Origin of the sequence: Paenibacillus albicereus, from assembly GCF_012676905.1 — a bacterium.
In the GTDB taxonomy this organism is placed as follows: Bacteria; Bacillota; Bacilli; order Paenibacillales; family Paenibacillaceae; genus Paenibacillus_O; species Paenibacillus_O albicereus.
In genome coordinates, this window is record NZ_CP051428.1 from 1,279,429 (window position 1) to 1,291,489 (window position 12,061).

General features: G+C 66.4%; 9 protein-coding genes. 5 read left to right on the forward strand and 4 right to left on the reverse strand.

The window, feature by feature from the left end:
• Window positions 1-4: 4 nt before the first annotated feature.
• The 5 genes from HGI30_RS05605 (at window position 5) to HGI30_RS05625 (ending at window position 4,906) form a co-directional block, all read left to right on the forward strand.
• Window positions 5-1,069: an HAD family hydrolase gene (locus HGI30_RS05605; protein WP_168906742.1), complete on the forward strand. Its 1,065-nt coding sequence runs from the start codon at window positions 5-7 to the stop codon at window positions 1,067-1,069.
• Complete coding sequence (locus tag HGI30_RS05610; protein ID WP_168906743.1) at window positions 1,029-2,138, forward strand: ABC transporter ATP-binding protein; 1,110 nt, start codon at window positions 1,029-1,031, stop codon at window positions 2,136-2,138. Before HGI30_RS05605 ends, HGI30_RS05610 begins: the two co-directional genes overlap by 41 nt.
• Window positions 2,135-3,007, forward strand: a complete 873-nt coding sequence (locus HGI30_RS05615) for a carbohydrate ABC transporter permease (protein ID WP_168906744.1) — start codon at window positions 2,135-2,137, stop codon at window positions 3,005-3,007. The genes HGI30_RS05610 and HGI30_RS05615 overlap by 4 nt, the downstream gene beginning before the upstream one ends.
• A 226-nt stretch (window positions 3,008-3,233) precedes the next feature.
• The gene (locus tag HGI30_RS05620; protein ID WP_407945032.1) at window positions 3,234-4,055 is read left to right on the forward strand and encodes a carbohydrate ABC transporter permease; all 822 of its coding nucleotides are present in this window, start codon (window positions 3,234-3,236) and stop codon (window positions 4,053-4,055) included.
• Window positions 4,056-4,057: 2 nt separating this feature from the next.
• Window positions 4,058-4,906: a glycerophosphodiester phosphodiesterase gene (locus HGI30_RS05625; protein WP_168906745.1), complete on the forward strand. Its 849-nt coding sequence runs from the start codon at window positions 4,058-4,060 to the stop codon at window positions 4,904-4,906.
• 81 nt (window positions 4,907-4,987) lie between these two features.
• Here the strand turns inward: HGI30_RS05625 and HGI30_RS05630 are convergent, their stop codons facing one another.
• From HGI30_RS05630 to HGI30_RS05645, 4 genes are all read right to left on the reverse strand, one after another.
• Window positions 4,988-6,352: an MATE family efflux transporter gene (locus tag HGI30_RS05630; protein ID WP_168906746.1), complete on the reverse strand. Its 1,365-nt coding sequence runs from the start codon at window positions 6,350-6,352 to the stop codon at window positions 4,988-4,990.
• A 216-nt stretch (window positions 6,353-6,568) separates the two neighbouring features.
• The gene (locus HGI30_RS05635; RefSeq protein ID WP_168906747.1) at window positions 6,569-7,591 is read right to left on the reverse strand and encodes a LacI family DNA-binding transcriptional regulator; all 1,023 of its coding nucleotides are present in this window, start codon (window positions 7,589-7,591) and stop codon (window positions 6,569-6,571) included.
• Between the two features lie 370 nt (window positions 7,592-7,961).
• Window positions 7,962-9,740 carry an alpha-glycosidase gene (locus tag HGI30_RS05640; protein WP_168906748.1) on the reverse strand — a complete coding sequence of 593 codons (1,779 nt, stop codon included), beginning with the start codon at window positions 9,738-9,740 and terminating at the stop codon, window positions 7,962-7,964.
• A gap of 475 nt (window positions 9,741-10,215) precedes the next feature.
• Window positions 10,216-11,640: an FAD-dependent oxidoreductase gene (locus HGI30_RS05645; protein WP_168906749.1), complete on the reverse strand. Its 1,425-nt coding sequence runs from the start codon at window positions 11,638-11,640 to the stop codon at window positions 10,216-10,218.
• Window positions 11,641-12,061: the final 421 nt, after the last annotated feature.

Here is a 12,061-nt window from a genome sequence, read left to right on the forward strand (position 1 = left end):
GCGGATGGAGCCGTGGATGCGCGGGCTGAAGGCGATCCTGTTCGACCTGGACGGGACGCTGTATCAGGATGAGGCGTTTCCGGAGCGGTACGTCCGCTACATGCTGGAGGAGGCGCTCGGTCCGGAGGAGGCGGCCAAGGCCGCGCTTGAAGGCCGCGAGGCCCTCGCCGGCAAGCGGGCGCTGCGGCTCGGGCGCTTCTACGATCCGCAGGCGGATCTCGTGCTCGCCTGCCGCAGCGGCGAGCCGGCCGGCGGCTGGAGCTGGGACGGCGAGCCGATTCCGCCGCAGGAGCTGGCCCGGTATGCGGCCTGCTTCCGGCCGGCCGGACCACGGCGCAAAGGGAGCGGCGCGGACGGCGTGGATGGTGCGTGCCGCTCGGGCGGCGCGGCGAAGGCAGCCGCCGGAGCAGAGGCCGGAGCAGAGGCCGGAGCAGAGGCCGGAGCGAGGCCGCGGCTTGCGGAGCCGAACTCGGAGGCGCCCGAGCTGATCGCGGCCGGCGACGGCTGGGGCATCGCCGCGGCGGTCGGACGGCGGCACGGAGCGTCGCCGCAAGCGGTGGAGGCCGCCTTCGGCCGGGTGCGCCGGGAGATGCTGGACGGGCCGCATGCGTTCGCCCGCCACGCCGGCCTGGCGCAGGCGCTGGCGGAGCTGGCGGCGTGCGGAGCGCTGGAGCGGATCATGCTGCTCACCAACACGCCGGAGCCGTCCGCGCTCGATTTCCTGGAGGCGCTGGGCATGCAGGGGCTGTTCACCGAGCTGCGCTGCGGCGCGGGCAAGCCGGACGGGATGGAGCGCTGCATCGAGGAGCTGCTGGGCCAGGGCTACCGGCCGGAGGAGTTGCTGTCGGTCGGGGACAACGCATGGAACGACCTGCTGCCGATGCGGCGCGCGGGCGGCAGGACCTGCCTCGTCGCGCCGTATGCGATGGACGAGGAGGAGCGATGGGATGCGCGGCTGCGGACGCTGGAGGAGCTGGAGCGGCTGCTGCGCGGCATCCGATCGACAATGGAAGGGAGCGTGAGCGGACATGGCGGGAATCGAGCTGGTCGGCCTAAGCAAGAGGTTTAAGCAGGAGACCGTCATCGAGAACTTGAGCCTGAGCATCCGGGACGGCTCGTTCACCGTGCTCGTCGGTCCGTCGGGCTGCGGCAAGTCGACGCTGCTGCGCATGGTGGCGGGGCTGGAGCGGCAGAGCGAGGGGCGGATCTGGATCGGCGGCCGGGACGTGAGCGAGACGCCTCCGGGCCTGCGCGACGTCGCGATGGTGTTCCAGAACTATGCGCTGTATCCGACGATGAGCGTGCGCGGCAACATCGAGTTCGGACTGCGCAACAAAGGCGTGCCGAAGGCGCAGCGCGAGCGGCTCATCGGCGACATCTCGGACATCGTCGGGCTCGCGCCTTATCTGGACAAAAAGCCGCAGAGCCTGTCCGGCGGCCAGCGGCAGCGCGTGGCGCTCGCCCGCGCGATGGTCAAGCAGCCGCAGGTGTTCATTCTCGACGAGCCGCTTTCGAACCTGGACGCCAAGCTGCGCGGGCAGATGCGGACGGAGCTCATCCAGCTGCACAAGCGGCTCGGCACGACGTTCGTCTACGTGACGCACGACCAGGTGGAGGCGATGTCGATGGGCGACGAGATCGTCATCATGGACAAGGGCGTCATCCAGCAGGCCGACCGGCCCATGCGGCTGTATGAAGATCCGGACAACCTGTTCGCGGCGCAGTTCATCGGCACGCCGGCGATGAACGTGCTGCGGGCGGAAGACCTCGAGACGCTCGAGCTGCCGCGGATGCCGCTGCGGGAGCCGGGACGGCTGCGGCATGTCGGCTTCCGGCCGGAGCATGCGGCGTTCGCCGAGCCGGGCTCGCCGCCGCGGCCGGGCATGCTGCGCCTCTATGGCGAGATCGTCACCCGCGAGAGCCTCGGCGCCGAGCAGATTTGCCAGCTGCGGCTGCCGACCGGCACGCTCGCGGCGGTCAAGACGTTCCTGCAGCCGCTGGCGCCGGAAGGCCGCGCCGCGATCGACGTGCCGGCCGAGCGGCTGTACGCCTTCGGCGAGGACGGCCGCCGGCTGCGCGAGACGGCGCCGGGCGAGGCGGAGCTCGCGCTCGCTGCCGGCGAGGGAGGCGGCCGATGACGCTGCGCGACAAGCTGCGCCCTTACGGCATGGTCGCTCCGGCGATCCTGATCTTCTCGGTCTTTTTCCTCTATCCGATCTTCTACATGCTCTACCTGAGCCTGTTCGAGTGGAACTTCGTCAGCCCGGACAAGGCGTTCGTCGGCCTCGGCAACTTCCGCGAGCTGCTCGCCGACAGCGACTTCCGGCAGGTGCTCTCCAACACGACCGTCTACACCGCGCTCACCGTGCTGCTGACGACGACCCTCTCGCTCGCGCTCGCGCTGTGGCTGAACCGGGCGGGCTGGTTCCACGGGTTCGTACAGGGCGCGATCTTCACGCCGCATATCATCTCGCTCGTGTCGATCTCGCTGCTTTGGAGCTGGCTCATGGACCCGGAGTACGGGCTGCTCAATTGGTTCATCGGCCTTGCCGGGTTCGGGCCGTCGCAGTGGCTGTCGCATCCGTCGACGTCGCTGCTCTCGCTCGTCCTCGTCGCCGTGTGGAAAGGGCTCGGCTACAACACGCTCGTGTTCATCGCCGGGCTGCAGAGCATCCCGCGCGACCTGTTCGAGGCGGCGTCGCTCGACCGGTCGAGGCCGCTGACGACGTTCCGGCGGATCATCCTGCCGATGCTGTCGCCGACGATCTTTTTCCTCGTCATCATCAATCTGATCGGCTCGTTCCAGGTGTTCGAGACGATCGCCATCATGACGCAGGGCGGGCCGGTCAACTCGACGAACACGCTCGTCTACTACATCTACGAGAACGGCTTCCGGTTCTTCAAGATCGGCTATGCCTCGGCCGCCGGCGTCATCCTGCTCGCCGTTGTCGGCGCGCTGACGCTGGCCTACTTCCGGCTGCTCTCCAGCAAGGTCCACTACCGCTAGGGCGTGCTTGCAAACCCGCTCAAGGGCATCGGTCACCGCCTTTTCGCGCCCCCTGCTTCCTTCGGAGCATGCACGCACGCCCTCGCAAAGGAGCGATCCGACCATGAAACCGAATGTTCATGCCGCAGCCGCGGCTGCGGCAGCGGAAGAGACGCTCGTCGCCGCACCGGCGTCCGGCAGCGGCTTGCCGCATGCGCAAGTCCGGAGCCGCCTGCAGGCGGTCCGCCTGCTCCGCCTCGTGCTGCGCGCGCTCAACGTCGCGGCGCTGCTGGCGCTCGTGCTGGCGTTCGCGATGCCTTTCGCCTGGATGATCTCGACCTCGCTCAAGACGCTGCCCGAGACGATGATTTTCCCGCCGGAATGGATTCCCCGCGATCCGGTATGGAGCAACTTCGCCCAGGCGTGGAACACAGGACCGTTCCTCCAGTATGCGGTCAACAGCCTCATCGTGTCGGTCGGCATCCTGCTGCTGCAGATGCTGACGATCATCCCGGCCGCCTACGCCTTCGCGCGCTGCAAGTTCGCCGGCTCGCGGCTGCTGTTCGGCCTCGTCATGGTGACGCTCATGATTCCTTCGCAGCTCATCTTCCTGCCGGTCTACCTCGAGCTGAGCGCGTTCGGGCTGCTCGACACGCATCTGGGGCTGATCCTGCCCTTCGCCTCCAGCGCGTTCGGCATCTTCCTGCTGCGCCAAGGCTTCATGCAGGTGCCGGAGGAGCTGCTGGAAGCGGCGCGGCTCGACCTGGCGAGCGAATGGAGCATCATCGCCCGCATCATGGTGCCGCTGGCCAAGCCGGTGCTCGTCACCTTCGCTTTGTTCAGCTTCATCGCGCACTGGAACGACTACTTCTGGCCGCTCGTCATGACGACGAGCGAGACGGCGCGCACGCTGCCGCTCGGCATCGCCAAGATCCGCGAGGTGGAGGGCGTCGCCACCTGGAACATCCTGATGGCCGGCAACCTCATCCTCGTCGCGCCGATCCTGCTCGTCTTCGTCGTGTCGCAGCGCCAGATCATCCGGGCGTTCGTCTACAACGGGGTCAAATAAGCATGCGCCAGGGGAATCCGATCCGCCGCGCGGTCCGCCCGCTGCTCGCAGCGGGTTGGCTCGGGGCCTCGCTGCTGCTGATGTCGGCTTCGCCTGTCGCAGACGGGCAGCCGGAACTCGTCGCCCATCGCGGTGCCTCCGCCTACGCGCCGGAAAACACGCTCGCCGCCTTCGACGAAGCGGTCCGGCTGGGAGCGGACTGGATCGAGCTCGATGTGCGCCGTACCCGCGACGGACAGCTCGCGGTCATCCACGACGAATCGGCCGAGCGCGTGACCGGCACGGCGAAACGAATCGGCGGCACCGACCTAGCCGAGCTGCGGCAGCTCGATGCCGGATTCTCGTTCCGAGGCGGGGCGCAGCATCGCTCGGACGATAGCCGCGCCTCCGGCGCCGCCGCTGTCCAACGCATCCCGCTCTTGGACGAGGTGCTCGAGCGGTACGCCGGCCGGATCGGACTCCTCATCGAGCTGAAAGACCCCGCGCTCTATCCCGGCATCGAGGCGCAGGTGGCGGAGCGGGTGAAGCCTTTTCTCGGAAATAGGCTGCTGCTGCAGTCGTTCGATCTCGGCTCGCTGGAGCGGCTGCGCCGACTCCTGCCGGAGGCTCGGCTCGGCGCGCTCATCGGCGAAGAGGCGGCCGCTGAATTCGCGGACGGCGATTGGAGGGAGCAGGCCCGCTCCTGGGATTACGTGAACGTGCAGACGACGCTGCTCGACCGCAGGCTGGTGAAGCTGCTGCACGAAGAGGGGGCGCTCGTCATGGCATGGACCGTACGCAGCCCGGAGGACCGGCAGCGGCTGGCATCCATCGGCGTCGACGGACTCATCATGGACGATCCGAGGTTGTGAGCGAGCCGCGTTTACAAAAAAAGAGAAGAGGCCGTGCGTATGCACGGCCTCTTCTCTTTCAGTGTCGAGGTCGGTTCGGCGTCAGGAGGGAGAGCGCAGCGCCATCGGGCGCTGCACGATCCACAGCCGGATCGCGAAGCCGATCGTCGCGAACGTCAGGCCGGCGGTGATGCCCACCCAGAACCCGTACGCGCCGAGGGAGGTCCACGCGGCAAGCGCATAGCCGAGCGGGATGCCGATCAGCCAGTAGGACACGAAGGCGACGACGAACGGCACCTTGACGTCCTTGTAGCCGCGAAGCGCTCCTTGAAGCGCCGCCTGCGAGGAGTCGGACAACTGGAACACCAGCGCGAACAGCAGGAACGTCACCATCAGCGAGGCGACCTCGGGATCGTTCGTATAGAACGAGGCGATGGCCGAACGGACGAAGTAGAGCGCCGCCGCGGCCGTCACCATCAGTCCGACCGCCGTCGTCACGCCGAGCAGGGCGTATTGGCGCGCATGGCGCGCGCGTCCCGCGCCCGCCTCGTACGCGACGAGGATCGTCAGCGCCATGCTGATGCTCAGAGGCACCATGAACAGCAGCGACGAGAAGTTGAGCGTCGCCTGGTGCGCGGCGATATGCGTCGTGCTGAACATGCCGCCCATGAGGAGCGTCACGACGGCGAAGATGCTCGCCTCGAAGAACGTCGACAGCCCCATCGGCACGCCGATGCCGAGCAGCTCCTTCATGCTGCGCCAGGACGGCGCGTACCAGCGCCGGAACAGCCGGTGGACGCGCAGCGCCTCCGTGCGGAACGTCAGCCAGACCGACGCGCCGAAGATGAGCCAGTACGTGATGCCGGTCGCGTAGCCCGAGCCGACGCCGCCGAGGCGCGGCAGGCCGAGCTCGCCGAAGATGAGGCCGTAGTTGAGCAGGGCGTTCACCGGCAGCGACGCGAGCAGCAGCACCATCGTCATGCGGGTGTAGCCTTGGGCTTCCCAGAAATACCGCAGCACGTAGCTGCCGAACAGAGGAATGAAGCCGATGGCGAGGCCGCCCAGATAATGCTTGGCGATGCGATGCACCTCTTCGTCGAGACCCATGAGCGACAGCGCGGGCTCGACGGCGAGCCAGCCGCCGATCAGCACGAGCAGCGACATGGCCAGCGACAGGTAAAGCGCCTGCACGACCGGACGGGAAATGCCGTCCTTGTCGCCGCGGCCGATCATCTGGCCGATGACCGGCGTCACGGCGAGCAGGATGGCGTTCATCCCCGTCATGATCGGCATGAACAGGCTGGAGCCGACGGCGACTCCGGCGAGGTCGTTCGTGCCGGCGCGTCCCGACATCATCGTGTCGAGCACGCTCATTGCGGTATAGCTGACTTGGGTGATGACGATCGGACCGAGAATCGTGAGGAACAGCAGCAGTTTCCCGCGCAGGGCGGGCTCGTGGCGAAGCATGATGAATACCCTCCAGCCGAGCATCGTTTTTCCAGCGGGCTTTCGGATCGTGGGAAGCCGGGGGAAGTGTCTCGCTCCAAGAAATAAAAGAAGACCTGCCCCGAAATAGGGCAGACCTGTCTAGTGTATCATATCCGGTCAAGCGCACGCAGCGGATGAATGCCTCCTGCCCGGGCCAAAAGCTTCCAGGCGAGCCTGTCCGGCCGTGTCCGAGCCCTACGAGCCGGGCGGCTGCGACGATTCCCGGGGAAGGAGCCGATGAGGCACGATGACGCGCCGCTCCGCGATCTCCTCGTTCTTGATGGACTTCAGCAGCAGGCCTGCCGCCTGCAGGCCGAGCTGGTAGACGCCGATGTCGACGGAGCTGACCGGCGGCGTGCTCACCGGAGACATCGGATTGTCATTGAAGCCGAAGACGGCCATGTCGCCCGGCACGCTCCAGCCGAGCTCGGACAGCGAGCCGAGCAGGCTGAACGCCAGCAGATCGTCCATGACGACCAGCGCTGTCGGTCGCTCCGGCTGCTCCATCAGCGCCCGTACGGCCGCCGTGCTGTCTTGGCGGATGAGATCCGCTCCGAACACCCATCGCGGATCCGGCTCGATGCCCGATTCGGCGAGCGCCCTGCGATAGCCCTCGTAGCGGTCGGAGGATACGACAAGCTCGAGCGGGCCGCCCGCATAGCCGATGCGGCGGTGTCCGAGCTCCAGCAGATGGCGGGTCACGTCGTACGCGCCCTGCACGTTGTCGTTGTCGACGGAGAGGATGTCCGGCCGCTCCGGGTCGCGCCCGATGAGCACGAACGGAAACTTCTCCTGCAGCAGATAGCGGATGACCGTATCGTCGCGCCGCGACTGAAGCAGGATGATGCCGTCCACGCGCCGGCCTTTCGCCAGCCTCGTCACCGCTTCCAGCTCTTCCTGCTCGGACTTGCCCGTCTTCAGCAGCAGGTCGTAGCCGGCCCGGGTCGCCTGGCTGAGAATGCCCCGAGTGACCTCGGAGAAGAAAAGATCGAGAAACGCCTCGTCGGCGTTGCGCGGCAGCAGCAGGCCGATCGTCATCGTCGTGCGCGACACGAGATTTTTGGCCATTAGATTGGGATGATAGCCCAGCTCCTCCATGACGGCCTTCACCTTCTCCGTCGTCGCCGCGCTGATGCGCGTGCTGCCGGAAATGACGCGCGAGACGGTCGAAGGCGAGACGCCGGCTTTTTTGGCGACATCGATTATCGTTACGTTCATCGGTTACAGTCCTCTGCTTGTGCGGATGGCAGGCTGGGGGCGCCTGATGGAAAGGTTCAGCTATCAAAAATTGTAAGCTTGGATGCGGACAAAATCAAGACAGCGGCGCGGCTGCAGGGCGGTTGCGCGAGCCCCGGACGCGTATGGCCGCAGGAAGCGGAACCTGCGCCTCCGAACGGATCGGGAGGGCGGAAGCTCAGCTCATACGGATCGGCGCCTTGCCTTGATCGGAGGCGCCTGCCGCTCGGGACGAAAACAAGCCGCCGCCCGATGCTTCAAGCATCGGGCGGCGGCCTTTCGGCCGCGCGCCGGGAATCATCTCCCCGCCGCCTGTCCGGTCAGCCGTCCCGGCCAGCTCCGAGCCCGAAGCTTATCGGGCGGCAGGGAAGCCGACCGCGCTGATCGAGGAAGCCGCGCGCAGCAGCAGGAAGCCGCTTGCCGGAAGCTCGATCTTCAGCCGGCCTCCGGAAGCCTTGGCTTCTCCGCCGCCGAGCAGGTCTTCCCACGCTTCCTGCTTCACGTCGATCTCGACGGAAGCCGCTTCGGCGCCCGGATTGACCGCGATCAGGAAATGATCCTGCTCGTCCTTGCGCTCCAGCACGAGCAGGCTGTCGCCTTCGGCCGCATGCAGGAACGCCAGCTTGCCGCCGCGCAGCGCCCGGTGCTCCTTGCGAAGCGAGATGATCCGCTGGAAGAAGCCCAGCAGCTCCCGATCCTGCTTGCTCTCGTCCCACTCCATGCACTTGCGGCAGTCGGGATCGCCCTCTCCGTCGAGGCCGATCTCGTCTCCGTAGTAGACGCACGGCGCGCCGGGAAAGACGAACTGGAGCAGCGTCGCGAGCTTCATGCGCTCCTTGTCGCCGCCGCACAGCGTCAGCAGGCGCTCGGTGTCGTGGCTGCCGAGCAGGTTGAAGGCGACTTCGTTGGCCGAGTCGGAATAGCTGGCGAGCAGCTCGCCGATCTTGCTCGCGAAGCGGTCGGCGCCGATGATGCCCTTGCCCGCGTAGTCGATGACCAGATGCGTGAACGGATAGTTCATGACTGCGTCGAACTGGTCGCCGCCGAGCCATGGCAGGGCGTCATGGAACATCTCGCCGAGGATGTAGGCATCGGGGTTCACATCCTTGACCGTCTTGCGGAATTCCCGCCAGAACGCCATATCGACCTCGTTGGCGACGTCGAGCCGCCAGCCGTCGATGCCCGTCTCCTCGATCCAGTAGCGGGCGACGCCGAGCAGATACTCCTTGACCTCCGGATGCTCCGTATTGAGCTTCGGCATGAGCGGCTCGAAGGCGAACGTCTCGTACGTCGGCAGCCCGTCCTTCACCTGGATCGGCCACTCCATCACATGGAACCAGTCGGCGTACTTGGAGTCCCGGCCCTTCTCGCGCACGTCGCGGAACGGCTCGAACTCCTTGCCGCTGTGGTTGAACACGGCGTCGAGCATGACGCGGATGCCGCGCTCATGGCAGGCGTCGACGAGCCGCTTCAGCAGCGCGTTGTCGCCGAAGTGGGCGTCCACCTTCATGTAGTCGGACGTATCGTACTTGTGGTTGGTCGTCGCCTGGAACAGCGGGTTGAAATAGATCGCATTGACGCCGAGCTCCTGCAGGTGGTCGAGATGGTCGATGACGCCCTGCAGGTCGCCGCCGAAGAAGTTCTTCGGCGTCGGCTTGCCGCCCCAAGGCTCCACGCCCTCGGGATCGTTGGACGGATCGCCGTTCGCGAAGCGCTCCGGGAAGATCTGGTAGAACACCGCTTCCTTCACCCAGTCCGGCGGCGAAAAGACGTCGGCGGGATTCAGGTACGGGAAGTCGAACATCTTGTCCGGATCGGCCGGCTCGTCCTCGCGGAAGCCCTTCTCCTCGAAATACAGCGTCTCCTCGGCGGAGCGCAGCTCGAACCCGTACTTCATCCGGCGCAGCGAAGGCTGCACGGCGGCCTGCCAGTAGTCGAACCGCTCGTCGGACGGCAGCTTCTCCATGAAGGTCTTTTCGAGCGTGCGGTCCCAGGCGTACTTGTCGCCGTGGAGGAGGACGACCTCGTCCAGGTCGTCCTTCTTGGTCCGCAGCCGGATGTGCAGCGTCGCCTTGTCGTAGGCATAGGCCCAGTTTCCGCGCGGGCGGTGATAGATCGCTTCGAGATTCATGGTGATTCCTCCTCATCGGATATGGAGTCGGCGCGGCTGCCGCGCGACGGCGCGGACAGGCAACAAAAAGGGCACAACCAGGCGGCGGCCGCGCGAGGTTGTACCCGGATGGCTGGGGTAGCATTGCCTTTGACTTCTGGGATTATTATAAGGGCAACCTCGCCGTTTGGCAAGCGTTTGCACAACTTGCTTTTCCGCTGTCGTTCCGCCTCTTGCGGCCCGGGAGCAAGCCGGGGACGCTTCGTCCGATCCGATGCCTCGGCGCTCCAAAAAGGACGCCCGGAAGGCGTCCTTTTTGGATTCATGCGGCGAACCGGACAGCCGGCCCGGTCGGGAGAGCGTGCGAACCCGAGCGGGCCGCCGCGATCGGCTTCAGGGTCCAGCGGCGCGCCGGACGCCGGTCGATCGCGGCGGCCGGCTAGCTGGCCGAGGCTCCGCTGCAAGAGCCCGCCCTTCGGCCTCGGTCCCATGTCCGTCAGGCGCTGGCGCGGCGGCCGGCCTTGGGTTCCGCAGCGGCCTCCGCCTTCGCCGGCTCGGCCACCGCTTGCGGGCGGCGAGCCTCGGCGCGCTGCTTTTCGGCGGCGTGCCCGGCCTGGTTGAGCAGGTTCCACGGATGGTTGTAGTGCGGCTGGAAGAAGAAGTCCACGTAGGCCAGGTCCTCGGTCGTCATGCGATTCTGGATGCACACCGACAGCGTGTTGGCGGCTTGGGTCAGATCCGCCTTCGACAGGACCTGAGCCCCGAGCAGACGGCCGGTCTCCCGCTCGTAGACGAGCTTGAGCAGCGCCTCCTCGGCATCCGGCATGAAGTCCGGGCGATGCGACTCGCGCAGCGTCACGGCGGCGGCGTCGATGCCCGCTGCCTCGGCGGCGTCCTCGGTCATGCCGGTCGAAGCGATGTTCAGGTCGAACAGCTTGATCGCCGACGTGCCCTGCGTGCCGCGGTACTTGACCTTCGGCTCGACGAGGTTCCGTCCGGCGAGCGTGCCCATGCGCACCGCGTTCGTCGCCAGCGGGATGTAGGACTGCTGCCCGGTCGGATTGTAGCGCACCGCGCAGCTGTCGCCGGCGGCGAGCACGTCGGGATCGCTCGTGCGCATATACTCGTCGACGAGCAGCGCTCCGTTGTCGAGCATGTCGAGCTGCCCCTTCACGAGCTCGGTGCCGGGGCGGAAGCCGATGCACAGCACGACCAGATCGGCTTCGTGCTCGCCCTTGTCGGTGACGACCTTGGCGACGCGGCCGTCCTGCCCGACGAAGCGGCTTACCTTCTCGCCGAGCGCCGTGCGGATGCCGCGTTCCGCGAGCGCTTCCTCGGCGGCGTCGGTGAACTCGGCGTCGAGATACTTGGCCATGACGCGGTCCATGTTGTCGAGCAGCGTCACGTCCTTGCCGAGATCGCAGAACGCCTCCGCCAGCTCGATGCCGATGTAGCCGGCGCCGATGACGGCGACCTTGCGGGCCGCTCCGGCGCGGGCGATGATCTCCTTGGCGTGGAAGAAGTTCTTGCACAGCTGCACGTTGTCCAGGCGGATGCCCTCCATGTCCGGCACGATGGGCCACGAGCCGGTCGTCACGACGAGCTTGTCGTACCCGTCCTCGACCTCCTCGTTCGTCTCCAGGTTGCGGACGCGGAGCGTCTTGGCGGCTGTATCGATCCGCAGCACCTCATGCCGCATCTTCGTGTCGACGCCGAGGCTGGCGAGCTGCTCGGGGCTGCTGTAGAACAGTCCCTCGGGATCCTTCACGACGCCGCCGACATGCAGGGCGATGCCGCACGACAGGAACGAGATGTTGTCGTTGCGCTCATAGACGGTGATGCGGGCTTCGGGGTGCTCGGCCGCGATGGCTTTGACAGCGGCGGTTCCGGCGTGCGTGCATCCGATGACGGCGATTTTCATAAAGGGATTCCTCCTTGAGGGATATGGGCGGGACAGGGTTGGCGCGGCTTGATGTCTTCCGCGATGCTTGCTGGGACGGCGCGCGACAAGTTTGTGAAATTAATCACATTCTGAGGTGAAAGGGAGACGATCCTGCTTCCCCGGGACTCTTGAGAGAGGGAGAGCCTTCGCGCGTCGGGACGAGCCGAAGTGCGGAAGAAGCAGAACCGCCTGTGTCAGATGTTGTGAAATTAATCACAATCTCTTGATGGCTTAATCGTATCATCCGGCACAAAGGCGCGCAAGGGGCAATCGCACCGGTTTATGTCGAGGTTGTGACAGTCGTCGGAAGGACATCCGGGCGATCGGCTCAAGGATTCATAACCGCAGGCAAGCCTTTTGACGCAACTGCCGTCGCTTCGATCTCTTATGCCTCGGCCGG